16 protein-coding genes and 2 pseudogenes are annotated in these 25,677 nt (G+C 58.7%); 7 read left to right on the forward strand and 11 right to left on the reverse strand.

Features of this window, described 5'->3' with window-relative positions; genetic code table 11:
• The first annotated feature begins 423 nt into the window (after nt 1–423).
• Nucleotides 424–6,078, forward strand: coding sequence for an RHS repeat domain-containing protein (locus MRBLAR12_RS23290; protein WP_364748979.1), 5,655 nt, complete (start codon nt 424–426; stop codon nt 6,076–6,078).
• A gap of 321 nt (nt 6,079–6,399) precedes the next feature.
• Here the strand turns inward: MRBLAR12_RS23290 and MRBLAR12_RS23295 are convergent, their stop codons facing one another.
• Nucleotides 6,400–6,762: a hypothetical protein gene (locus MRBLAR12_RS23295; RefSeq protein ID WP_364748852.1), complete on the reverse strand. Its 363-nt coding sequence runs from the start codon at nt 6,760–6,762 to the stop codon at nt 6,400–6,402.
• A gap of 141 nt (nt 6,763–6,903) precedes the next feature.
• Between MRBLAR12_RS23295 and MRBLAR12_RS23300 the strand changes: the two genes are divergently transcribed.
• From MRBLAR12_RS23300 to MRBLAR12_RS23315, 4 genes are all read left to right on the forward strand, one after another.
• Nucleotides 6,904–8,166 (forward strand): ISL3 family transposase, encoded by a 1,263-nt coding sequence (locus MRBLAR12_RS23300; RefSeq protein ID WP_364748855.1) that lies wholly within the window; start codon nt 6,904–6,906, stop codon nt 8,164–8,166.
• Between the two features lie 667 nt (nt 8,167–8,833).
• Complete coding sequence (locus MRBLAR12_RS23305) at nt 8,834–9,727, forward strand: SIR2 family NAD-dependent protein deacylase (protein ID WP_364748857.1); 894 nt, start codon at nt 8,834–8,836, stop codon at nt 9,725–9,727.
• Nucleotides 9,720–10,526, forward strand: coding sequence for a hypothetical protein (locus MRBLAR12_RS23310; RefSeq protein WP_364748860.1), 807 nt, complete (start codon nt 9,720–9,722; stop codon nt 10,524–10,526). The genes MRBLAR12_RS23305 and MRBLAR12_RS23310 overlap by 8 nt, the downstream gene beginning before the upstream one ends.
• Nucleotides 10,527–10,615: 89 nt before the next feature.
• Nucleotides 10,616–10,759, forward strand: coding sequence for a hypothetical protein (locus tag MRBLAR12_RS23315; RefSeq protein WP_364748991.1), 144 nt, complete (start codon nt 10,616–10,618; stop codon nt 10,757–10,759).
• Here MRBLAR12_RS23315 and MRBLAR12_RS23320 read toward each other — a convergent pair.
• Nucleotides 10,714–11,596: pseudogene (locus MRBLAR12_RS23320) on the reverse strand (IS256 family transposase); the annotation flags it as partial. The gene MRBLAR12_RS23315 and the pseudogene MRBLAR12_RS23320 overlap by 46 nt on opposite strands.
• Nucleotides 11,597–11,773: 177 nt before the next feature.
• Between MRBLAR12_RS23320 and MRBLAR12_RS23325 the strand changes: the two are divergent.
• Nucleotides 11,774–13,176, forward strand: a pseudogene (locus tag MRBLAR12_RS23325) (DDE-type integrase/transposase/recombinase).
• Nucleotides 13,177–13,257: 81 nt separating this feature from the next.
• Here MRBLAR12_RS23325 and MRBLAR12_RS23330 read toward each other — a convergent pair.
• From MRBLAR12_RS23330 to MRBLAR12_RS23370, 9 genes are all read right to left on the reverse strand, one after another.
• Nucleotides 13,258–14,157 (reverse strand): SagB/ThcOx family dehydrogenase, encoded by a 900-nt coding sequence (locus tag MRBLAR12_RS23330; protein ID WP_364748863.1) that lies wholly within the window; start codon nt 14,155–14,157, stop codon nt 13,258–13,260.
• Nucleotides 14,154–15,287: a YcaO-like family protein gene (locus tag MRBLAR12_RS23335; RefSeq protein WP_364748864.1), complete on the reverse strand. Its 1,134-nt coding sequence runs from the start codon at nt 15,285–15,287 to the stop codon at nt 14,154–14,156. Before MRBLAR12_RS23335 ends, MRBLAR12_RS23330 begins: the two co-directional genes overlap by 4 nt.
• A 211-nt stretch (nt 15,288–15,498) precedes the next feature.
• Nucleotides 15,499–16,677, reverse strand: a complete 1,179-nt coding sequence (locus MRBLAR12_RS23340) for a TOMM precursor leader peptide-binding protein (protein ID WP_364748866.1) — start codon at nt 16,675–16,677, stop codon at nt 15,499–15,501.
• 3 nt (nt 16,678–16,680) lie between these two features.
• Entirely contained in the window at nt 16,681–17,352 is a 672-nt protein-coding gene (locus MRBLAR12_RS23345) for a hypothetical protein (protein ID WP_364748867.1), read from the reverse strand.
• A gap of 411 nt (nt 17,353–17,763) precedes the next feature.
• On the reverse strand, nt 17,764–18,489 hold the full coding sequence (locus MRBLAR12_RS23350; protein ID WP_364748869.1) for a transposase family protein: 726 nt from the start codon (nt 18,487–18,489) through the stop codon (nt 17,764–17,766).
• Between the two features lie 260 nt (nt 18,490–18,749).
• Nucleotides 18,750–19,118, reverse strand: coding sequence for a hypothetical protein (locus MRBLAR12_RS23355; RefSeq protein WP_364748872.1), 369 nt, complete (start codon nt 19,116–19,118; stop codon nt 18,750–18,752).
• Nucleotides 19,115–20,149, reverse strand: coding sequence for a hypothetical protein (locus MRBLAR12_RS23360; RefSeq protein ID WP_364748874.1), 1,035 nt, complete (start codon nt 20,147–20,149; stop codon nt 19,115–19,117). Before MRBLAR12_RS23360 ends, MRBLAR12_RS23355 begins: the two co-directional genes overlap by 4 nt.
• A 941-nt stretch (nt 20,150–21,090) precedes the next feature.
• Nucleotides 21,091–22,689 (reverse strand): caspase family protein, encoded by a 1,599-nt coding sequence (locus MRBLAR12_RS23365; protein WP_364748877.1) that lies wholly within the window; start codon nt 22,687–22,689, stop codon nt 21,091–21,093.
• A 746-nt stretch (nt 22,690–23,435) separates the two neighbouring features.
• Nucleotides 23,436–23,735 (reverse strand): hypothetical protein, encoded by a 300-nt coding sequence (locus tag MRBLAR12_RS23370; protein ID WP_364748880.1) that lies wholly within the window; start codon nt 23,733–23,735, stop codon nt 23,436–23,438.
• Between the two features lie 888 nt (nt 23,736–24,623).
• On the opposite strand from MRBLAR12_RS23370, the gene MRBLAR12_RS23375 reads away from it, so the two are divergent.
• Complete coding sequence (locus MRBLAR12_RS23375) at nt 24,624–25,646, forward strand: DUF4192 domain-containing protein (protein WP_364748883.1); 1,023 nt, start codon at nt 24,624–24,626, stop codon at nt 25,644–25,646.
• The last annotated feature ends 31 nt before the right edge of the window (nt 25,647–25,677 follow it).

Genomic DNA, 25,677 nt, shown 5'->3' on the forward strand with positions numbered 1-25,677 from the left:
CGGGATGGATTCGCACAAGGAATTACCTTCAGCGACGGTCTGGCTGGGGACAGGTACTGCCTTGATGGGGAGCGGCTTCTCTTGCGTGACGGCGAAGAGGGTGCGAGCGGGGCTACGTATCACCCAGAGACGCAGGCCGACACGAAGGTTACCATCGCGGAATCTGATGCCAGCGGACCGTTGACTTTCACAATGCAGACCGGAGACGGCGCCATTGTGAAGTTCGGAGGGCACGGGCAGGTGAGGTTCGGAGGGCGCGGACTAGAACCTGGAAGTGGCATAACCGAGGGCGAACGCTTCGGCGTTCCACCTAGTAATCCTCTGAGCCTGACACCGCAGGGCCAGTCATCGGTCCGGTTGACATGGCCTGCAACTCGAATTCAAGACAGGCACGGAAACTATCTCACTGTTGCCTATGCAAGGATGGAGGGCAAAGGTATTGAAGTCCTCCCCCAGGTCATTAGGTACACCGGTTTCGATTCAGAAACAGCTGCACTTGCGCCCGACAAAACTGTGACTTTCAAATATGAGGCACGTCCGGATCGCCAAACTTCCTATGTGGCCGGACTGGAATTGCAACAGGCATTTCGGCTCAAGGAAATAGGGGTTGCCGTACGCGGACAGGCGGTCATGACCACCGAACTGGCGTATAGCCAGTCTGCGGCCACACGGCGAACTCTGTTAAGTAGCCTCAAGCAATGTGACCGTGACGGTATCTGTACCAAGCCAACGATCATTCGGTGGCATGAAACACGCGGACCTTCCTTCAAAATCGTTGAGGGCGGGGAGTATAGGGCGAGCTGGGGAGACCTTAACGCGGACGGCGTAGACGACATGCTGGTGCCACCACAAGGGCTTGCACCCTACGCTCCCTCTAAAGTGCAACTCAGCAATGGATCAAGCTTCGGTGCACCCTTAGCAACCAATCTTCCGCTCCTCGATCAACTCTATTGCGATATTGGTTGGGCAACGAACGACCGCTTTCCGCAATTCGCACCTGCCACAAAGAACGCACTAACAGATCTAGACGCCGACGGGAAGGCGGACTTCCTGGGAGCACTATATCGGCTCGTGAAACATAGGAACCCAGATGGTTCACTCCAGTACTGCTCACTTGAGAGGTCTCTACAGATCTTCAGGAATACAACAAGCGATTTCACGAAGACGGTTACGTTCGAATTGATGTATTCCGAACCATTTAGAGAATCAGTTGCTTACGACGATAACCCAACCTTTGCTGACATGACCGGGGACGGATTGCCGGACTGGATTGGCAGGATCGACGCGGACCACCACGGTTTCCGTAAAAACCTGGGAAGTGCGGCGTTTACCCCGTCGGCAGCGTTCGACCACTATCAGTCGTTCGAGAACATGAGCTCCCTGAAAGCCACGGACTCCTACCTGGTCACGACGAATGATGGAACGGGACGAGCCAGCGTTGTGGGTCGCGGTCCGCAAGATTCGCTGGTGATGGTTGACTACACCGCGCGCCTCGCCACGCGAACAGTCGCGACAGAATGGCTCTCCCCGCAGATGGGGTTAGACAACTTCATCTCTGCGGATGTCAATGGGGACGGGTTAACCGACATCATTAGGCGTGTCCAGACCAAAGTGAGTCGCCAGGAGTGGGAGTTATACGTCGGCCTGAACACAGGGAACGGGTACACGGCACCATCCCGCTGGACAGTGGACGGCGTCAATACGGTGTACGCCACCGGGGATCCCAGCATTGATGATTTTGACGGCGATGGTGCGGATGACCTCCTTTGGGGTGGCCACTCCTTAGATGACAGCCTTTGTCTGCCTCATCCTGGAGGTTGCAGATCTTTCTTCCTAGCAAGTCGTTTAAACGGCAGTTTCGAAAGCGCAAAAATCCCCGTGGGAAGCATGCAAACGCCGAAGGGCGGCTTTCTTGATTTCCTTGATTTTCTCCGGCCACTAGAATCCTTGGACTTCAATGGAGACGGACAGCGTGACTTCTTTCAGGCTGCGCCTTCAACAGGGCATCCTGGCAATCGTATTTATGTTCGTGACGCAGACAATTTAGATCTTGTAGTGGGCGTAGTTGATGGATTCGGGAAGCAAGACTTATTCCGCTACGGCTCAACCGGAACACGTGATGTTTATACTCCCGGTCCAACAACGGCTGATAAGGGGCAGTCTTCCAGCCTCGGGGGGCAATGGGTCGTAAACAACTGGACCGCAGCAACCGGTGCAGGCTGTGCAAGCGATGCAGGGTGTGTAAGCGTAGATTACCGATACGAGAACGGACGATTCGACCTGCGTGGTTATGGGTGGCTGGGTTTCGGCAAGGTGATATCGAGAGACCGAGGGTCGGGCTTAGTCACGGAGCAAATATATGACGTCTCTAAGAATGTTGCAGGTCTTGCAGGTCATTATCCCGGCGGGGACCAGCTGCTGTCGGAGAAGCGAACGATAGTTGATGGGCAAGTTACACACGTTTCTTCTACGCTCCTGTCGCCAACCTACTTCGCGCGGTCCGATGGAGTCTACGGTCTAGCCCGCCTACGGGCAGTGACTGAAGAGAAGGAACAAGCGGCAGGCGCGCCAGAGGTAGTGATAAGCACAGACGTCACAAACGTAAGATACGACGCGTTTGGTAATGAAGCTTGGCGCGACTCGACGATAACTTGGGGGCCGACACAAGACGGAAAGTTGCACAGTTATTCCACTTCAGTTGACACTCGTTATCAGGATAATTTCGACGCTTGGCTGGTAGGCAGATTGCGGTCCGTTTCCACAACGAGCCGCGACGACGAGGGGCGCTCAGTAACCCGCGCCATGGCCTATGAGATTGATGCGGGAACCGGCGACTACATTGCCCAAGTTATCGAGCCTGCAACCAGCGACATGGCCGTCTGGGAGAGAACCGAGTACTCGTACGATGCACACGGTTTACTCGAACTCATCAAAAGGACCGACCGCTCCGGCAAGACGCACCAGGAATCAATCGGCTACGACGACCAGACTCACACGTTCCCGACTTCATTCACGAACCCGATGGGGCATTCCGAGCTACTGAAATACGACTCGACTTTCGGAGTCGCAGTCTCGCGCCAGGATGCCAACACTCTCACAAGTCGATGGACATACGACGGTTTCGGACGCCCGCGTCATGTGTCAATTCCCGGCAGGGGAGACCTTAGCTTGTCATACAACATCAACAGCAACGGTCTCATGGAACTTCGTGCCAACTATTCTGGCGGAAACGATGTCTTTGTAACGCTGGATGGATTCAGCCGCGAGGTTCAAAGAAGGTACCGGGGGTTCGACGGCAACTGGGTCTTTGAGGACCGAACATACAACAAGCAGCTGGGGTTTCCTGAAGCACGGACCCTGCCACATCAGCAGGGGCAAGTGCCGGAAAGTATGTTAGTAGAGTATGACGCGCTGGGTCGCCCTGTTCTTTTTTCCGCCCCAGACGGATCCAAGTCCCATCTTTCGTACGCGGGTCTCGCGATCTCCGCCGTGGACGAGGACGGGCATAGGACGGCAATTGAAGCTGACCCCATCGGCAACGTACTTAATACCGCATCCTGGGATGCGCAGGGGCGGCGCATCGCAACAAGCTATGTCTATGGGCCCTTTGGCCAGGTGTCTCGAACAATCGACCCAGAGGGTAACGAAGCGAGTTTGGGGTACGACCTGCGCGGCCGACAAGAATGGGTCATGGATGCCGATAGGGGGCTCTCACTCTTCCGCTACAACGCATTCAGTGACCTTGTGGAGACCTCCGAACCTTCAGGTGTGATCCAATTTGAATTGGACGCGGCAGGCCGAACAACGAAAGTCAGTTCGCGTGGGGAGTCGGCTTCCTATGAGTGGGATAGTGCCCAGAATGGAATCGGAAGGTTAGCTTCCGCTACCTCCCCGGATGGGACGAGGGTGTCTTTCGGTTATGATGCCGAGGGTCGACAGAATATGCAGGCGCTCGAAGTCGATGGTGAAGTCTTGTCAATGCAGCAGTCATACGATCAATACGGTAGGCCGTCAGTAATTAAGTACCCAGCCGTCGGTGGCCGGCAATTGGGTGTGGAGACTCTGTACACCGCCTACGGCGACGTTAGCGAACTCCGCAACGCCGCAAGCGGGAAAATCTATTGGAAGGCAATTTCAAAGAGCGCCCGTGGAGAACCTCTGGTCCAGAGTTATGGAAATGGGCTGATCTCCGAACGCACCTACGACGCGCGGGGTCGTGTGACAAATATTCTGAGCCAGGTCGGCGGGGGTACCGTTCAGGACATCCGCTACAGCTACTCAAACGCCGGTTTAATGCGTCAACGAACCGATGCTATCACCGGTTCAAATGAGACCTTCGAGTACGACCCCCTGGGCCGTCTATCTCACTGGAGACTTTCAAATGGCTCTGATTTGCTGCACTACCGGTACGCTTACAGCGACTCTGGCAACCTACTCTCAAGAACACTGCTAGAGGGCCAAGGTTCCGGGCATCAAATTACATATTCGACTCTGGGGGTTAGTCCGCACGCCGCGAAATCGATGGTCATGGATGCGGAAACGGTTGATTATTACAGCCTGATGGGCAACCAGTTCCAAGCCTATCGACGCGATGGGCAATCAACGCACTTGCTCCGTGAAATCGACTATAACCTGCATAATCTCCCCTCTACGATTCGACGCCCAGACCTCACCACTACTTATCGCTACGATGCCTTTGGTCGTCGGATTACACAAAACTCGCGTTCTGAAACAACTTTGAATTTCGGTCGGGAGATGCAGCGCCGCACAGGGGCGCACGGACAAGATACGTTTGCATTTAGATTGCAGGCCAGGGGTGAAATTGTTGCAGAGGAAATATGGGAAGTTGGGAATCGAGGCCTGGAAAAGGCGAAGATTCTTTACAGTCACCCGGACGCACTTGGGACACCTGCAGAAAGAACCACTGAATCCGGCCTCGTAGCGCAGAGACAGCGGTTCGACCCGTTTGGCGTAGGACTTAAGCCGGATAGCGTCGGGCCTGTTGAACCATCGACGTCCAACTCTATGTCCGACCTCGGTTTCACGGGTCATCATCTGGAGGATGCATTCGGCATCATTGACATGGGGGGGCGTCTCTATGACCCACACTTGGGCCGCTTTTTGACGCCTGACCCGCTCGTTGCGAGCTTGCCAAGCACGCAGAACCTAAACCCATACTCCTACGTGCTCAACTCGCCACCGAACTTGGTTGATCCGACGGGCTTCGAACCGGTCGGGTGGCTCACAGACACTTTCTCAACAGGGTCTGGCTCTGGCTTCACTTTCGGATTCCACTATTGCTCCTGTGCTGGTTCTCGATCTTCGCCGCCGGCCCCTCCAGCGCCTACGTTTGGAGAGATCGGGCGAGGTGGGGAAGTGCCTCGGCCAGAGCCGCGTTACGCTATCAGCACCAAATTCGGCTCCACCCCATCATCTGCTGGGAATCTCTCATATCGTGTGGGCCGTGTGAACCTGGACGGATCCAAAGTCCGTTACCCTGACCCTTTCGCTGTTCAAGCTGGAGCAAGCACTGGCCTCGCAGCCGCCTACTCTGCGGATGCGACCTTGGTGGCGATGGGCGCTGCATTCATTCGCGGGCAATTGACAGCTCTGGTCAGTGGAGTACGTTATGGCGCGAGGGCAGTCGTGAGCTATGTTGACAAGTTCTTTAACCGTGGTCGCTTGATGCTGCCGACACCTTCGGCTTCGGGGCCAGAATTCAAGCCCTATATTCCAAGAACCACCAGCGGTGAGGTCGTAGAACTCAGCATGAATCAACCAAAGGGGGGAATCGACGTACCCCTTCCCGATCCTCGCGCCAACGGATACGCGCACACGGTGCTGGGTGGCCGCTACGGAACTCAGGGCGAGGGGCTATACCGGCAATCGGCAACTTTTACAGAAGCGGGCAACCACACGGTTTACGGGGGACAGCCGGTACCGTTAGGGCGCATCGACTGGACCACACATAACCGCCCGCTACAGCATGCGTTCCCTCACATTCATGGATACTATTTCGATGGCCGGACGCTAAGGAAGGCTGAGGAGATCCTTGGGTTCCCGCTCCCCTCGCGATGACTTCGCACCCCTTCCAGCCCCGTTGCGAGACAGTGTGCGAGACGGTGGAACTTCGGATTTCGGCGAAGAGCAAGACACTATCGATTTCACCTCCGGCCCAATTTCCACGACGGCTCCGGCCAGCGGCATGCCCCGGACTACCTTCGTTTCGGGGCTCGCACTTCTCCGCGGTTTCCTTTCTGGTGGGCCCGTTCAATGAGTTCGCCGCCGTTGAGCCTCCCTCGCGGTTTGCTGATCAATTAGGTGCCGCGCCGGCCTTGTCATCTCGACATGTCGCCCGAAATCCGGTCGGGAGAGAAGGGGCCCAGGCCCGAAACTGGCCTAGAGTCCGATTCCAGGTCCGCGGTCGTGGCGAACTTCCTTCTCCCCACCTTGGCGGGTTTCCTCGTACCGGGTCTGTTCTTCGGCGCGGCGGGCCTTGATCTGCTCAAGGGCTTCCTTGACGGCTTCCGGGGTACTGGTGATTGCGTCGTCGGGTTTGTTGGTCTTGGCCCGGTTTTCGCGGACCTTGCGGGCCAGCGCGGCCATGCGTTCGGCACGTTCTTGGGCGGGGCTCAGCTGGGCCTCGTTGCTGCGGGTTTCCTGAAGGTGGTCCACGACGTGCTCTGCCGGGGTCTGGGTCTCCTTCACGATGGCTTCGACGTGGGCGGCTTCGGCCATGAGTGCGGCGTCGGCAGAGGACAAGGGTTCCTTAGCGGCTTGTATCTCTTAAGTGGCTCTTCGTGGTTCGTGGGGAAATGATTCCGTGTCGTAGCTAAAAAAGGGGCCCGTGGCCCTGCTGGGATGAGTGTGTCTAGCATTCAACCAGGAACAGGACCACGAGCCTTGACTGAGCCTACCGTTGTGGCGTTCGACGCTGCCACCAGCATCTTCAACCTGCCCGACTACCGCGTCATTTCGGCCACCGCACTGGCTGATGGCCGGCGCCAGATCATCGTTGAAACCGACCAGCCACCGGGCTGCCCCAGCTGCGGTGTCGTGGCGACACGGCGGAAGGAACGGCGCTTCCAACGGATCCGGGACATTCCCGTCGCCGGCGCCGTAGAGGTGCTCTGGTCCAAGTACCGCTGGCACTGCGAGGAACCCAGGTGTTCCCGGCTTTCGTTCTTTGAATCCACCGCCCAGGTCCCGCGCCGTGCCCGGTCCACGGGCCGGCTCCGGGACCACGTCGTTGACGCCGTCATCAATTCCGGCCGGGCCGTGTCCGAGACCGCCGCCGCGTTCGCGGTGTCCTGGTGGACGGTCCGTGCCGCGCTGACCGAAGCCTGCCTCCTGACCCTGCCGGACGTGGATGAGCTCAGGCCGCGGATGCTGGGCATCGATGAACACCGGTTCCGGTCCGTGCGCTACTTCCGTGATCCTCATTCCAGCTCGTGGGTCCGGCATGAGCCGTGGATGACGACCATCGTGGATCTGGACACCGGGCAGGTCCTGGGCGTGGTCGACGGCCGGGACCACAGGGGCGTCGGCGACTGGCTCTTCGCCCGGCCGCTTCAGTGGCGCTTGGGCGTGCAGGTCGTCGCGATCGACCCGTCGGCGGCGTTCCGGAAAGCCTTGAGGATGTGGCTTCCACGCACCGCTGTCGCAGTCGATCATTTCCACCTGGTCGCCCTGGCCAACCAGGCCATGACCGAGGCACGGCAGAACCTGTCCCAGCAGGTCAAAGGACGCCGCGGCCGCGGCGTCGACAAGGCATGGGCCCACCGGATGCTGCTCCTGCGCGCCGGCGACACGCTCTCCGGGCAAGCAGCCCGCCGCCTGGCCGCGTTCTTCGCCGCCTACGACGCCACCGGCAAGCTGCAAGCCGTGTGGAAAGTCAAGGAACAAGTCAGGGCCCTGCTGCACACCAGTTCCCTCCAAGACGCGGCCGCGGCGAAAGAGGAACTGAAGATACTCGTGGACGCCGCAGCACGGCCGGAGACAAACAAGCTCTACCGCACTGTCTGCAGGTGGTGGAACGAGATCGAAGTCCTCAACGTCACCGGCGCCACCACCGCGCCGCGCCACAGGCAAGGACGTGAGAAGAGTCCGAGCCTGTCCGCATCACAGCGGCGGCTGATCGACAGAGCGAGTGGTCCACACAAGTAGCTAAAGATGGGGGAAGTCGCACTTAGCCAGGGCCGCGTCCAAATCTGAAAAAGAGCTTCAGAGCGGACCCAGCGGACCTGTGGCAGGCCAGTTAAGCCTACGACCATAGTCCTCTACGTAAAAGGACGTAAACCGCCCGAACATCGCGGACAGACGCTCCGGAGATTCTACTTCTGGTTCCGGTTTGGTTCGTTCAAGGGCTGCATAGCAACATCGATGCAGTGTCACAATCGCCCGAACACCTGCAACGTCAAGCCGGCCGCTTTCGGATTCGAGTTCATCGAAGGTTGGAGTGCGCCGACTAATCAGGTACTCACTAAGGATTTCCTCACCGAGCAGGTCGCGTGTTTGCGGACTCAATAGGCTCATCATCCCCTTAGCCATATGGGCGCGGACTCATGGTCGAGAAGTTCTTGCCCGGCAACTGGCGCGACAGAGCCACCGTTGGCTTCGGCTCCGAGGCCGCCTCCACTGCCGCCCGGGCGCAATGAATGCCGGCGGATCCAGGCTAAGAGCGAGTTGCGATTACCTCTCAGGCTAGATTATCGCCGAGTTCGTAACGACGTTGTAACGCCGCTGCGTCACGCTGAGACAAGCAGGATTCGTAGGCTTGAGACGAGATTACCCTCGAGGTCCATCGGACTAATCGATTGACGGAGGTTTACCCGTGGCGTTACCGGTACGGCCAAGGTACATTGAACGACTTCCGGGAGGACTCCTTCGAGCGTTATTCGCTGGCCAGTGGCTTCCGATTGTCGGTGCGGGAATCAGCAGGACTGCCGCTACAGAAGACAACCGGCGGCCGCCGTCGTGGGCTGAACTGGGTAAGGCGCTGGAAGGAGATGTTCCGGGGGCGGCGTCAGACCATCCTATCGAAGCGATCTCGGCTTTTGCCGAACTCTACGGGCGCCCTGTTTTGATTGAACGTCTCACGGAACTGCTACTGGTTGATGATGTCGAGCCAAGCAGCGTTCACCTGGAATTTACAGGGCTGCCATTCGATACCGTGGTAACAACCAATGCCGATTTTCTCCTGGAGAGTGCCTATCAGCGCCGGCATCGCCCGTGCGTTCCATTGCTGGGTGAGTCGCAACTGTCGATAGCTCGTCGTCCCGAGGCAACGTACCTACTGAAGTTTCACGGTGATCTTAGGCATCCAGGGGATCTGGTCATGACCGAGGATGACTACGACGGATTTACTCGCCGGAGACCACTTCTTTTCACATACCTGTCCTGGTTGCTTCTGACACGTGAACCGGTCCTATTCGGGTACAGCCTGGACGATAGCGATCTCCGCGAGATACTCGCTTTGCTTCGGGACCGGCTGGGAAAGATGAGCCGGGCCGGATGGGCGATTCTGCCAACTGATAAAGGCGGGCTCGCCACCAAGTTCATGCGGCGGGGCTTGAAAGCGATTGTTTTGGACGAGAACCCAGAAGCATCCCGACAGGATGTTTTAGAGGAGTTCTTCTATGAGCTGCGTGAGGCCTGGGAACGCGAAGTCCTGCCAGAAATTGCGGCCCGGACCGATGCTACGACGGCGGAGCTACGTCGTGCATGAACCCTTCGCCCCGCAGCTTGCGATGTTTGTAGCAAGCAGGCCCCTACTTGCTCTCTACCGTGAGTTCGTATTCCCGTCGGTCCCGAGCGTGACGGGCCTTCTGCCATCTGGCATAGACGACATACGGGCCAACGTCCAAGCAAACACGCCGCTCGCAATTGATGTCGCACTGTCTCGCGCAGCGGTCGTCGTTTACGACTCTGGTGGAAGGAGCCGCCTACAACTGGAATACGTGCAGGCACTGAGAAACGGCGAAAGGATCATCGTCGTCGCCGCTCCCGCGGGAGAGAATGATGGACCGGTGAATGAGCCACAACGGCAGGCCTCACAGAACACCTTGGGCCGGCCGCGCGAGATGAGCGGCTGGCCTGAAAGTTTCGTTATGCCGCTGCTGACTCAACTGATGACATCGGCCATCGTACCGAGCCGCGAGGAAGTCGCTGCAACACTCAGCCGCCTGTCCGCTGCAGGCCAGCAGAGCGACCTAATTCTCACTGCTCTAGCCCTGCTGGAGCGCGAGATGCGCAAACCACAATTCGGGGCACCGGCGACTGGGCAGAATCTACCGACCCTCCTGCCCGTCAGTCCCACTGGCGGTGCAATGGCGCGGTTACAGGAGTATTTCGGTAATGACTATCGACCCGTAGTCGAGGCCGTATCTTTCCGGCACGATCTCCTGCAGAATTTGAAGCCGCCAGAAAAAGAGTTGAAACGCGTCGCAGACAGCGTTGCGAATATTGCCCGTCAGCGGCTTGCCTTGCCGCCGCTGTCAGGTCGCTCCCCAGAGAGCCATCCCTGATGACCTCCACCGCAGTCGGGGCGCCTTCGGCCGCGAGCACTATCACCCGATCGTTCACCTAATGGCGAGTCCCACGAGACCATTTCAAGATGATTGTCGGCAAGTCGCGCGATTTCGCGACCGGGATCAACCTCCTCGTGGCAGCCCAGGCGGATCGCTTCGTCTTTGAGCATCCGGAGGACAAAATCCACGAGAACCTGGCCGGCGGGACCGTCCCGCCGTCACTATTGTGAACAGATAAGGTCTGAACGACCGTCCGGGGCCATACGGCGGCGATGGCCTCGGGCAAGCCCTTGAGCCCGTCACAGACCACGATCAGGCAGTCCTGGGTGCCCCGGTTCTTGATCTCCGAGAGCACCCGCATCCAGTACTTCGCCCCCTCCCCGTCGCCGTGCTCGCCGGCCCACAGTCCCAGGATGTCCCGGGTGCCCTCGCCGGTCACCGCCAGCGCCACGTAGACCGGCCGGTTCGCGACCTGCCCGTCGCGGGTCTTCACGTTCACCGCGTCGATGAAGATGACCGGATAGACCGGGCGGTCGGTTCTGACAGGCCGCCAGGCCCTCCAGGGCCTTCTCCGTGATGGTGGAGATGGTCTGCTTGGACACCTCCGCGCCGTAGACCTCGGCCAGGTGTGCGCAGATCTCCCCGTGGGTGAGCCCTTTGGCGGACAGCGAGATGACCAGATCATCGAGCCCGGAGAGGCGGCGCTGGCGTTTTTTCACCAGCTGCGGGGTAAACGAACCGTCTCGGTCCCGGGGCACCGCGATCTGCACGGGTCCGGCCTCGGTCAGCAGCTCCTTGGCACGGGTGCCGTTGCGCGAATTCCCGCCGTCCCGGCCCGCCGGATCGTGCCGGGTGTAGCCCAGATGGTCCTCCATCTCCCCTTCCAGCGCCGATTCCACGACCATCTTCGTCAGCCGGGCCAGCAGACCGCCCTCGCCGGTCAGCTGCAGTCCCTCCGCCCGGGCTCGCTCGCCCAGCTGCCGCACGAGCTGTTCGTCCACCGCGTCCGCCTGAACCGGACCGGCAGCCGCTTCCGCCGCCTCCGTCTCTTTCACCACATCAGTCACGGCTACCTCCTAATTCACTGGAGTTACACCGTTTAAACTACAGTCCCGGAACGGTACCAACGGCTCATAGCAAGTCCGTTTAATCACGTGGGGCGAAAACCAGGAATCCAGTAATCATGTCCAGTCCAGTTTTGAGTGCAGTACGCGAAGATAGTGCTGTGAGTAGTAGTACTAGTAGTGACGGGCTGCGGGCCGGTGGTCCGCGGCCTCACCGCCCGGTCGTTCACCCCGGTCCAGAAGCTCGAGTTCTTGGCCGCGTACGAGACCGCCTGTGAGAGCGATAAGGGCGGTGCGTTCCTGCGTCGGGAGGGACTGCATTCCTCGCAGATGACCGAGAGTGGCGGCGGCTGAGGGACGCCGGCGTTCTGGCCGGGAAGAAGGCCGGGGAAACGATTGGGTAACTGTCGGCGGACCAGGCCGAGAACGCGCGTCTGCGCCGCCAGTTAGAGGTGAGTGAGAGCCGGTTGAAGAAGACCGAGGCAGCCCTGGAACTAATGGGAAAACTACAGGCGTTCTTAGAGAGGACCTCAGAGGATATGCCGGACGGCCCCGGTCCTAAGAAAAGCTGATGGCCACCTACCGGTCGATGCTGGAGCTGAAGATTCCCATGCGGAAGGCAGCATCATTGAGCGGTGTTTCCAGGACGACCACGAACCGGAAACCGGCCCCCGCCGCGGGACGAGATGCCGGTGTGCCGCAGAACAAGCTCAGCGCCGCTGAGCGGGCAGAGATCCTGGCTGTACTGAATTCGCCCGAGTTCGTGGACCTGGCACCCATGCAGGTCTACACGAAGCTGCTGGATCAGGGGATCTATCTGGGACCCCTGACGACTTTTACCGCGTGCTGGAGGAAAACAAGCAGGTCAAGGAACGCCGCCGGCTAGCCAAACACCCGCCTCGGGGCAGTTCCCGAACTGCTCGCTACGGCCCCGGGCCAGGTGTTCACGTGGGACCTTACAAAGCTCGCGGGCCAGTCAGGGGGAAGTATTTTGACTGCTACATGATGGTCGATATCCATTCCAGGCTAATCGTCGGCGCGCACGTCCACGCCACCGAATCCGGAGTGCTGGCTGTGGAGATGATGAAGGGGATCGTCGGCATCCATGGCATTCCCCAGGTCGTGCACGCGGACCGGGGCACGTCCATGACGTCTAAAACCGTGGCCGCGCTGCTCTCGGATCTCGAAGTCCCCGGTCTCACTCCCAGGCCCCGGGTGTCCGATGACAATCCCTACAGCGAGGCGCGGTTCAAGACCTTGAAAAACGGTCCGGAATTTCCCGAACGTTCGCCTCAGTCCACGACGCCGGGGCATTTATCAGCGGTTTCGTGGACTGGTACAACCATCACCACCAGCACTCCGGAATCGGCTTCCATACACCCGCGAACGTGGACTACGGCCACGCCGCCGGCGTAGTCAGGGAACGCTCGGCAACCCTCGCTGCAGCCCGGACGAAACACCCCGAACGCTTCACGACCACCATGGATCCCAAAGTCCTCGCGTTCCCCGGACCGGCGTGGATCAACCAACCAAAGGAAATCCCCGAACAGCCGCCTAACTCCCGTTGGTACCGTTCAGCTTGAAAAATTCCGCTGCAGAGATCTATACCATTCCACGGGGCCGTAACCGGTCAGACCGGTCATATGCCCCCGCTGGGTCCGAGTTTATCCAGACTCATCCGCTCGGTCCGGCCACAGCATGGCCAGCATTTCCTTCTCGATCGTAGAAGGTTGCACGGCGTCAGCGTAGTGTGGGGCGGCTCCGACCGGGATGAGCTCCAGCACGACCTCGTCAACCCCGTCAATATCCAGTATGGCTGCTACTTCATCATCGATGAAGCCGCCGACCGGAGTAGCCGCCAGGTCCAGGGAAGCAGCGGCGAGCAGAATATTTTCTGCGGTATGGCCGGCTTCGAGCACCATAAAGCGGTATGCCCGTTCCTGGTACTTTATCTGAGTGCGCCCCAACATTCCCGTGAGCATCACGGTGGCACCCGAGGTGGTGAAGAGGTGATCATATGAACTTGCACGACCGAGTTCCGGCGCAATGTCTTGGTCTGCCATCTGTTCGAGCCGGTGTCCCCTGACGTCGTAATGATAGGTGCCCGCCGCGATGCCCTGGACTCGGGAGACAGCGACGTATATCTCTATCGGATAAAGCGCGCCGGCCGAGGGAGCCGCCCTCAGGGGACGTTGGCGACCGTGGCCAGTGGATGCTGTAATCCCGTTCCCCAGCGCAAGGACGTAGGAGAGCTGGCTTATCCCCAGTGGGTTGGAGCCGAACCGGTCGACCGAGCGGCGGGATTCCACTGTCTCTTGCAGAGAATGTCGGTTGCATCTTTCAGGCGCCGGCAGGTCGATGGTCGGCGCTCCCGCGTATGTTTTGTAGCTTCCGGCGAACAGTTGCTGCATGGCGGGGCTGTTGTTCATTGCCATGATTCGCAGGCCGAAACCGCTGTCATATCTGCGCTGCTTCGAGTTCTCGTGGTACAGCTCGGCAAGCGATATGCGCTCTACACTCTCGGAATACCTGCCGGCAGCTGCCTCGGAATGCTCTTGGTTCATGGGTACGGATGAGGGTCGGGATTGAGGTCGGCGGGTGATTTTTCGCGGTCACTGAGCCCGAGGCGACGGGGAAGTTCATACAGCCGCCGGCCGCCCAAGAAACGCTTGCGGTAGTCGGCGTCGAGCGGTTGAAGCTCGGGTATGACAACCTTGACAACGCAGAAACCGCACTGGGCGGTGTCGGGCGTCGTCAAATCAATCACGATGGCATCAAGCCCGGCTTCGTGCAGTAGCTCTATTGCCCGGTGGAGTGCGGCATCTCCGCTACCTTCCCATGTTTGCGGCTGTCGCGGCTGCACAACAGGGCCATCAAGTAAGAATTCGACTGCCTCGAGCATCCCTCCATGGGCGTATAACGCAACATGATCCTCAAACGTTCTGACCTGCTCCGCATCGTTACGCAGCGCCGTTGCTCCCTCGGCCGGGAGTACTTTTGCCCATTCGCGTGTCTGGGCTGCCTCCATCATCGCTTTCAGCTGTGCCCTAGGCGTGTCAAAGCTGCTCGCTCCGCCTATCGAGATCATAGGGACCGAATTCCGATCATCAATGAGAACGCAGAGATAGGACGGAACTGGCGGGTCGAGCGTCACATCGAGGAGGGTGTAATGCAATCCTGGTTTTGCCAAACGCTCGTGATAGACGGAGGCGATGGCATCCTCGGCCTCTGGCGCGATCCGGCATGGGGTTATGCGGTTCATCCAATGGATAACAAACGCGTCACGCTCAAAGCATTCGTATAGTCCGCCGAGCACCGCCTCCGGGTAGGAACGCGCGCAGGCAAGGCCTGTGGAAATTGCGGGTGCAGGCACCACCTCACCCGCCTCTTGCGGATGGTAGGGCATGTACACAAGGCAGGCGGGAACGAGAGTTTGTTCATCCGAAATGAGTGAGCGTCCGATGACCCAGGCCAGGCGTGTAAAATTGTCGAATGTCGGGAATCTGGCTCCCTGGCTCGGATGAAACAACGCGAAAGTCCCAGGAGGCGCCACACGGTGCGTCTTGGCTAGTTCGTCTGCATTCCCGACTTTTAGCTCCGCCGGATCATAAACCGATGCGCAGTAGCGTTCCAGGCCTTCGCCAACTGCCGCGGCCTGGGCGGCCGACAGTGTTAGTCCGGCACCGCCGTTCATGTCATAACACGGTACGCCGAGATACCGCTCGGTCCGGGCCATCCGCACGAAGCAGTTAAATATCTCCGGCTCACCCGCCGCCCAAGGCAGACCTCCGAGTTCATGGATGATACCGGTGCGGGGGTCGACCGGGGATGGCACCTTGGTCGTGGCGTAATGAGGGTCGGCATATGACCGTTTGCTCCGATTGTGACCCTGGGGCGGGGTGGACTCAACCGGGTTCATGGGCCGCAGGAAATTGAGTTTGGAGGCCTGCAAATTCCCACAGGCGGGGCTGTGGACGCTGCTGATGAGAGGCGCCGCAGGATGGACAACGAGGGATCTTCAATACGGGGTGGGACTTGCTCGCAAGGGTGAGCAGATTCAGCGTGAACAGTTGTCCAATTGTCGTCGGTGCCACGAACCCTGTCAGGATCTTTGCTACTTCGAGGGCGGCCAGGTCCGTGCCTGGATTGATCATCAGCGCCCCAGAATGCAGGTCGTCCTCCTTGAGATGGGTTTCGAGCAGCAGGTATTCCTCGTAGTCGCTCATGTTGCTCTTCAGACGCAGGTCAAAGCATGTGTAGCATGCTGTCTCACCCGGGATCACCGTGGGTCCGATGCAGACGTCGAAGCCGTTCAGCCTGAAACCCGTCCACGTCGTTTTTGACTCCAACGCTGCGAGATTAAATTCCTCATAGCTCGTAGGGTTGAAACGGTCTTCTGCGAGCACCGCCGTCGTTGCCTCGCCGAGGAGATCCGCCAGCGGCTCGTTGTCGCTCCTGCCTGCAATGAACTCAGTGCTTGGGTGGCACGCCTGGATACGGGTTGCGACTCGCTCCGCACGATCGCTCCCTATGTCCGTACTGGCGAACCACGGATCCTGTGCCACATCGGCTGATCCAACAGCGGATGAGTCCAGCCCAATGATGGTGCCGACACCCAACGTGCAGAGGGCGCGACACAGGCCCGTTCCGATGGGACCCAGGCCACGCACAAGTACCGTGGCGTCTTTCAACTTCGATTGGAAGTCCGCACCAGGTGCCGCAAAGGCGTCAGCGCGAGGTCGTGCGAAATGAGAGAAAAGCGCTATCTGCTTTGCGTAGCGCTCCCGCTCGGCGCTCGTCAGGCCGTCATGATTCATATCGGCCTCGGCTTTCCCGAGGATCCCGGCCTCCACCAGGTCCTCGAGTAGACCGACAGCCGCTTCGGGACCCAGCGGCTCCATCGCGTCGAGGATCTCCTCGATATATCGTGTGCCGTCCGCCAGCAATACAATCCGACGAACATCGCCAACCGGGTCCTCGATCGATATTGCGTGGGTGAGGGACTGAAGAACCAGCCGCCCTGGGGACGGCGAGAGTGCCGTGAAGCGCCTGGCCATCTGGGGACGTGCCGGCAGGTTGCGCACTTCTCAGCCCCACGAGCAACTACAGCTGCTGCAGCCGTAGCAGGAACTACTGCATGAGCAGCCGCCGGGTGATGCTGCGGTTGTCATCAGCATCACGATGGCAGCGTCGGCCACGGAAGGCGCTTGCTTCGAGATGGCAATCAGATCGTCAGCGCCATACACTGCCCGAGAAAACTCGTCCCGGTGAAGGGTCGTAAAGGCTAAATGAGCAACCAAGCTCACCTGTCGGCCGGATAATTCGACCAGAGGCTGCGGAGAGTGCAGCATGTCCAGCCGTTCGACGACAGCCTCCACTCCCTCGGCGGCGAGCTCGTCTTTGCTGAATGTCTGCCGGAGCAGGTCACCCTCGTAAAAATCCAAGGAAATAAACTCAATCAGGTCAGTACGGCTCTGAACATGCACTACGACTGCTCGGGCAAACCCTCCTTCCGAGACACTGATGGCCCCATGGGCGGTTAGATCCTCCGTAACAAAAGGAAGGATGCCCACGCTAAGTGACTTGCGGCTCTCCCGGCTGTAGATCCCGAACAGCTGTGACCGCTGGGCATTGGGTGTCAGGCCTTCGTCTTGTAGCGCCCGAAACAATGCCTGCGCTGTTTCAGACGCTTCCAACTGTTTTTCGATGAAAGCTACCGCATCATCCGCGTCCAGTTGAAAGACAGTTCCGCTGTTCATAATCGTTCCCGCTTAAGATCGCAGATTGTTTGAATGGTCGGCGGTGTCTGGGCGTTCGCTGCGACACCTGACACCGCGCGGCAGAAGGAATGGGCAGGAACGCCAACTCACGCCATCTGATGGATGAACTCTAACTAGGGAACGTTACTGGACCGTTACAGATGTCCCCGTCTGTTGACGCCAACCGAAAATAGGGCAAAAACGCCAACTGAAAATGAGGCCACTGACCTTATGGAAGGTGATCACATTGGATGTTTGGCCGCAGATAGGCCACCGATACGCGACGGAGAAAATCTCCAAGAGGGAGCTGGCTAAACAGCTCGGGGTTTCCCGGGGGACGGTGGACCGGGCGTTGGAGGCGGAGCGGTCGCCGCAGTATGAGCGGAAGCCGGCCGGTTCGAGCTTTGATGGTTACGCGCCGCGGGTGCGGGCCTTGTTGGCGGTGACGCCGACGATGCCGGCCTCGGTACTGGCCGAACGCGTGGGCTGGACGGGCTCTGCATCCTTGTTCCGGGACAAGGTCCGTGGACTCCGGCCCGAGTATATGCCGGCAGATCCGGTGGACCGGCTGGTCCGTGAACCGGGCCAGGCGATGCAGTGCGATATGTGGTTTAACCGGACGGACCGGAACCGGTGTTCGTCGATGCCCAGCATCCGCGGCCGCAGCCGGTCCACGTCCGGCAGCCTGGTTGCCGCCATGTTCAGGGCCCGCTGGACCAGCCACCACGAAACCCCGTGCGCGGCGGCGGTCTCCGTGGCGGCGCGGCCGGAATCAATGACAGCGGAGACGAGCATGTTCCCCGCAGCCGGCGGGTGGAGCGGGGCACGGCGCGGGACCTCGAGGGTGGCTTCGAAGAAGGTTCCGCGCGGGCATTCTGATTCATCGCAGAAATACCGGCGCTTGGACCAGATGACCTCCACAGGTCCGGCGACGGGAATATCGCGGACCCGCTGGCGGCGCCGTGAATGCCGGCGGGTGCCGATCACACCGCAGTCCGGGCACCCGGATTCGACGGTGCTCTCGACGTGGATCCGGCGCTGTCCGAAGCCCAGAATCTCTGTTTCAAGAACACGGTAGTCCGGCAGGTTGAAAATGGCGGTGGCAGCATCAGCGCACCGGGAAGTAAGCTCGGTCAAGACTCGTAGTCCTGTCATCGATGAATGCGTCAAGAACATCCATCACAACAGGGCTACGGGCCCTCCGCGTCTAAAGACACGAGCCCGAATTCACCACCAACCACGGAGAGCCCCCTTGCTGGTCAGCCTGGCGAGCTCGGCCTCGATATCGTCGACAGTGAATTGAGCGAGTGGGATGCCGTCTTCGACACGCCTAGGAAGCCGCGATTGCAACCGCACCTAAGGAGCGCCGGACCGCTCAAAGCGAGAGTAGCCCGCGGTCAATCCTCCCGAGCTCCTCTGGCGCGAAGTTCCGCTGAGAACCATTCTTTGACCTGGGCGTCAGTGGCGTCGGACAGGTCCAGAATCGTACCTCCTGCCCGAAGCTGGACAGGCGATCGCTTGCCCCTATTGAGCAATTTTTTACGCCATTCGATGATTTGAAGAGCCATTGTTAGCCCAGCATTTGTAGCTCCCAGAACTGCGGCGATGTCTTTGGCCATCCCTACTAGTTCCGTCCACTCACCGGATAGATTCTTCCCGACGGGGCCAAACTCGTACTTCTCCTCAAGAACTTGGAGTAATTCTTCTCCATCAGCCTTGCTCAAAGCCGGCGAGATCGACACTCCTAATGCGGGTACTCTGGTCATGGCTTCTCCTCTCCGTTCGTTTCAAATAGATGCAGGTGACGGGAAATTTCGGTAAAATGTTCCACAAGATTTGGGACGCTTAAGAAATAACGCATCCAATCGCGCAATTCATCCTTAATTGTCTCGTGAATCGGATTATTGCTAGTGAAGTACGGAGCTAGTAGTGCCTTTGCGCGCACTTCAGCGCTTGGATGGCCTGAGGGCACCGCGGCGCTGGGCCCGATTTCGGGGTTCCTCTCGATAAGGTGACGTAGCGTGAAGTAGTCCATCGGCACGAGGAGGTCAGTGGTACTGAGGCTCCCCGAGAACCAAGGAGTCATCGTCCACGCGTTGAGATAGGTGAGCATGCCGAAACGGTCCGCGTCAAGCTCTTGGCGGCCACGGCGGCTCATCTCTTCGGATTCGTTTTGCCCTTGATCGAGCTCAGGCCGCAGATGGTTGAGAAGTACATGTTGAACTTCATGGGCGAGAATGAAGATCTCGGTGCGAATGCTGTGGATGAGCACCACGTGCATCTCCTCCTCTGTGATGCCTTCGAACGATCGTGGGTAGGAGGCCTGCCCGTTGTTGGCGTAGAAGAGGAGTAGAAACGAGTACGACTCCAAGAGGTGGCTTTCGGAAGCTTTAGGCCCACTCTTCTTGCGAATGTGATTCAATGCCGCCTTCATTTCCCACCAGTACGATACAAGCGACGCCACGCCTTGGTTCAGCAGGATCACAGGTTTTCCGTTGGGGGCCAGCCTTGTTTCGGCGTTCAGGGTCCGTAAGTTTGCAAAGGCAATGGGTACGTTGTCAATTCGCATTCGCTCCGCTGGGTCTAGCGTCTCGAGAATTGGAGCGAGGAGATAGTTGCGTATGTAGCTTTCCCTGAAATCGAGCAAAGCATCCTTCGAAGGAGGCGCATTTGAAATTCCCAGCTGTTGGTTGCGCGCCTGATGCCATGCCTGCTGCGCCGGGGTCCATTGGTCCCCTGGACCATCTGGTTCGCCATATAGTTCCAGCAGGGTCATAAGGTAATCTTGCTCGTCCATCGGCCGAATCCCTTGACTTGTCGAGTGTCGCAGGAGCGTCGACTAGGACACTCACATAGAAAAGATAAGGGAAAAGTCCATGTTCGTGCCATGTTTCGCGTAGCCGAACGCACGGCTCGCGTACGCAGTGGCCTTCTGCACTCGCGGTAGGGGCTACAGGATTGATCTGGAGTCCATGTTGCTGCCGCGTGGCGCTGGGGGACCACGGGCAAGGTTCTGTCAAGTGATTCCCGCCAAGCAATCGCACGCGTGCAGTTGCTTGAGGTATACGTCAACCGAACGTCAGGTGGGGGCCAGGAATCACGTCAGGCTAGGGTTGCATGCCGTATTTGTTGACGCCCGCAATTGGGGATCGTAGAGCTCAATCTGACACGCGGCAGATGCGCTGTTATCGGCGTTTCTCGATGTCGATCGTGGACTTCAGGACGATCCCGGTGCGTCCGAAGCAGCAGAGAAGTTCCGCCACCGCTGCAGTGCAAATACGAGAAGGTTCCTCGGGCGAGACACAATGGCCGGGAACGGGCTACGAAAAGGTAATAGAGGTCTCGGCGGTGGCTTCACGGAGCAGTCGGAGCAGTCGAAGGAGACGGCGGTTGAACCAGATGACTGCAACCGAGTCGGCGACGAAAATCTGACGGAACCGCTGCCAGTGCCGGTTCCCAATGACCCCGCTCTGGATTCCCTGGTGCTTTTAGTGTGGATCCGGCACTTGTCGAGATGACAGGGAACGGTGGTCGGGACATTTGAGGATCGCCCGTGGCCGAGACGTGGCACGAGAAATAAGCGCCGCCAGGGCTCCTGTCGCCAGCGATGTGCTTTAGAGACACGAGCCCTAATTCGCGACCAACTACGGAGATCCATTAAACTGCGTCGCTAATCAGCACCGTCCATGTTAAGGAAAGCGCACCTTATACTAGGCATCAAAGCTAAAGTCGGGTGAATTAAACGACATCGCCTCCAGCACTTACTTCTTCATAGGCGTCATACGCATCCAGAATTGTCTTAACAAGTTCCCAAATCGTCTCTGCCGCCTGGACTATGGAATCGATGAGGCCAGCTTTCGGATCCCAATAATGAAGAAAAATAACATGATCCACTTCATCGATGACATCGGGTGAGATCTCCCAAGACTCCGTCTCGTCCCTCATTCCACTGCCAAAGGCGCGGCCATCGCATCCATATCTGGTCCTAATCTCCACACTCGGTATGATGGTCCCGTTTTCCCGCACCAAAAGTGCCGTGACTCCTGCGCGCCATCCACCGAACCATGTGGTTGCCTGCGTTATTGTCCGCATGAGATATTGGTTCCCATCAAACCATCCCCAGCTTTCCAGCAAATGGCCGGATCGAAGGTCACTATAGAGATAAAATGTCTGATCACCAGGGCCGCGATCATTACTTTTTGGATAACTGGCTAAAACAAGAGGACTGAAAAATTTTACATCGTCTTGAGTGAGTTCGGAGGAAGCCTGTTCGGGGGATATCGATTCAAGTGTTTCCCCATCGAATAGAAAAAGTTGGTTTGGCTCAGTTTTTGATGCCACATAGTCACCGGCACTGGGATTCTCCTGTGCTGCCGTCCTTGAATCGGCCGCCTTCGCGACTCCTGGCGCACTCCGACCCCATGTATTGATGGAGCTCGGCGCTTCCTTTGCTTGGGCGGGGCCCGGCGCTTCCTTTGCTTGGGCGGGGCCCGGCGCTTCCTTTATTTGGGGATTCACGGCTATTCTTCCTTCAATAGAAAATGGAATTTGCGACTCGAAGGCCCTCCGGCGAGGTCCTTCACCCTGATAGCTCGGAGTCTGACTAGGAACAAGCGCATTCTGTATTTGAGAAAAAAATGACTCATAGCCTCCCTTGAATGTTCCATTTCGCCACACCGACTTCAGTGCAGCCGTAAAACGGCCGTTGGAAACTCCATCTGCTGCCGTCTCACCGTCGACGCTTCCCCCTAGCCCTATAAACGTTGCTCGTAAAGGCTCTTCTAGTTGCTGCCGAGCTTTTGATAGTTTCCCGTTGTAGAAAGCTTTACGTGACGCGTATGTGCGCTCGGCGACCCAAGTAGGCATCCCCCGACTCTTGATGCCAGGAGCCATCCGCGCTCGAGCCATAGGCGCTCGCGACGTGGTTCCAGAATTACAGCAATCCGTAATAAATAGCACGCGTACCCCTCGCCGGAAACCGCGAAGGGCCGCACGGGTCTCATCGTCGAGCCATTGTCCGTCGTAAAGACATAGGGTCTCGTCTAAGGCATCCTTTTCCTCGGAATTCAGATCACGCAACTGACCGCCATGCCCCGAGAATGTAAACAGAAATATATCTCCCGCAACTAATTCCTGTGCCGCAGTGGAGAATAGCTCCCCCAAGGCTTTGCGCGTGCACTGCTTAGTGGTCAGTCTTATTGTCCTAAAGCCCTGAGCTGCCGCAATACTCTCCATATCGCGGGCATCACTTTCACAAGCCCGAAGTGATCCATGCCAACCTGAATAAAACCGTGGATTTACTCGATTTAGGCCAAAACTAACACAAAGACCCGACATTGGTTATCTCCAAAGTTACCTTCATTGCCTTTTGACAGATCTGCAACCTGATGACACGAATGTAGCGCAGTGGCGTTACCGGGGCGTTACTGGGCCATGGACGCTGGCCGGGCACCACGCGGGCGCCCTCGCCATGGCCTGCAACCGGCCCTCTACACAAGACCGGTGAAAAATGGCCGCTGCGAGGCCTCTGTCAGCTCATCCGCAGTTACCTTTCAGGAATTCGCAAGTTCTGACGTTTCATCGCACCGGGCTTGATAGCACCATACGTAACCATCTACCAGATCATCATCCCGGGCACCTGAGCTCCCGGTAACCATTCAAGACAGCAGAGATGACGACCTTCTCCCGCCACCGGGCACGCCCGTGCAAAAATGTCTCTGCGGTACTCCTGGCTGCCGCACTGGCGTGCGCCGCACATCCCACCCGCACCTATCCAAGAGACGTGCCCACAAGCCTCACCTGAAGTCGCGCCTTCGGCGCACCCATACGAATGCAAGCCGTTTGTCTGGGAGGCGGCGTAGGAACCGGCCGCCGTCCCCACCAACACGGGAGCCATGAAACGCGGCTCGTGATGGCGGGTATCGACACGACTGTGAATCAATTGACCATGGGACGCCTCCGGACAGGCATGGCAAAATGGACCATCATCCTTCGGGCCGATCGACGGTATTTCCCCGAACGCCCACGTCCGCGTCATGCAGGCCCTCAAGACCGCCACCCAGGCAGACTGATCAGGGCATAAGTTATTCGAGGCCCCTCCGGACCGCGAGAGGGGCCTCAGAAATTTCGTGGAGTCGCTCGCGCTCGGCGATCACCGTTGCAGGCATCCTGGGATTGTCCTTCAACAGCGCCCGGATTTTCGGCTCCATGGCCTGGATCGCGGAATCCCCGGCCGCCCGCTCATACTTCGGCGGACTCCCGGATGCCACCGTCCCCGCGACGGTATTCCTCAAGACACCCAGCGGCGCCGATATCGACCTCACCGATTCACCCTCGCCCAGATGCAACCGCCGAATCAGCGACCAATCTTCCACTGTGATCACCCGTTCAATCCTTCGGAGCAAGTGGCTCACTTTTCGACCGTCACCGACACACCTGCCTTCGTGAGCCATTCCATTTACCCAGCGTCTGTCATGTCCGCCGCCCCAAACAATCGCATGGAGGAACGAAGGGAAGGTACAAACACGCTGGATACGACGACGTGGAACGTGAGCAGACAACGCAGCAATCCACGCCCCCATGAGCCAAAGGGCGCAGGACGCATGAACAGAATTGTCGCACCCTCAGGGATGTATGAAGCAGCGCCCTCAGCGCACGCACACAATTACAGGCCGCTGCCCGGAGAGCCATGCGGACACCGTGTCGCGGAAGCTTCCCCGCACAACGGTGGCGATGAAACGAACCTGACGCCACCGGGTATCCACACGCATGTGAAGCAGAAACTTCTGTACTGCGACTTCTACAACTTCATGTCCCTCGAAGACTTCCTGGCCTGGGTCGAGAGAAATGACGGTAGTGAGCCGGACATCTCGCACATACAGGGCCAATGACCACAAGACGCCCCTCACGCGCATCCGGACAGGCGTGAGCAGGATGAGCAGAGGCTCCGCGAGAATCCGGCCGAGTACTCGCCGGAGATTCGGACATGACCACTCTCAGAGTCATGCCAATCATCAGCGGTGCCTTCTGGTCCCCAATCATCGCTGGGCGGTCCCTTCACGCAACCCGGGCGCTCCGCGCCGGGCATTCCCCCAAGAATTCTTCCTCGGCGCTCCTCCGTCGCTTATTTCCTCGCAAGAATTCCCTCCTCCTGCCCGGTCCCCCAGGTTGCCCTCCGGGCCCTTAAACCCAGCGGTGATCTCCTATACCAGAAGACTCCACAAGAGCAGACGGCCAAACACACCGGCAACGCAAAACAGGAGGAGACCACCATGGAAACGCTTCACATCACCACCGCGGCTGACTTGATCAGCTTGATCGGGCACAGCCTAGGCTATTGGCCACACGAGAGCTTGGTCTGCATCTCGCTGCAAACCAACCGCATGGGCGCCACACTGCGGCTGGACCTGCCCTCCAACTCGGAACATGCAAAGATCTATGCCCAGAGCGTCGCCGGCCATCTCGGAACCGACGCCGACGCGACAGCAACAGTGTTTGCCATCTTCACCGACGCACCGTGGACAGCCCAACGACGGGAATTTCTCCGGCCGAACATCCACGAAGTCGCACAACAACTGTCACATTCCGGCATGCCAATCCGTGCAGGCTGGATCGTAGGGCCCTCATCATTCGCTGAATACCAGCCGCACACAGCGTCCTACGGCCCGGAAGTCCCGCTGGATGCTGTCCAGTCGAGCTGCATCAATGCGGAACTGGTTTTCCGTGGCAGCCAGGTACAAAGCGGTCTGTCGCTGGCACTTCCCCAGCGCATGCCGACGCCTAAATTTGAAATCGACGTGGAGACAAATAAAAAGATGATCTCCTCGCGAAGTGCCACCGTGCAGATGGCACAAGCTCGGGCGCTGTGGAACCTCCTGCTTGAAGGCGGGAATGATCCGACGCCGGCACAGCGGGCAGAGCTTCTGGCGATTCTACAATTTCCCGGGCTCCGGGACAGGCTTATCGCCGATATGCCCGGGCTTGATCTCCCAATGGGACTTCTGCTGTTCGGCCAGTCCGACAGCGCGCCCCGATGGGATCGCATCGACGCTGCGGAACGACTCCTTCTGCGACTGTTTTCTATCGCTTCCCCGCAGCATGCAGCAGCACCGCTGACGTTGCTGGGCTGCATCGCGTGGTGGAAAGGCAGAGGATCCACGGCAGCCGACTTCATGGATCTCGGCCTGTCCTTCGATCCCGGGTACCGCCTCGCCCAGCTGATGAAAGAGATGCTCAGCTGCGGGCTCGTGTCGGGGTGGGCCCGAAGCAAAACCCAGGCATACCGGCAGCTCTGACCGCAGATATCTGATCGCGTGGTTTTCCCAG

It is taken from the genome of Arthrobacter sp. LAR12-1-1.1, assembly GCF_040676555.1.
In the GTDB taxonomy this organism is placed as follows: domain Bacteria; phylum Actinomycetota; class Actinomycetes; order Actinomycetales; family Micrococcaceae; genus Arthrobacter.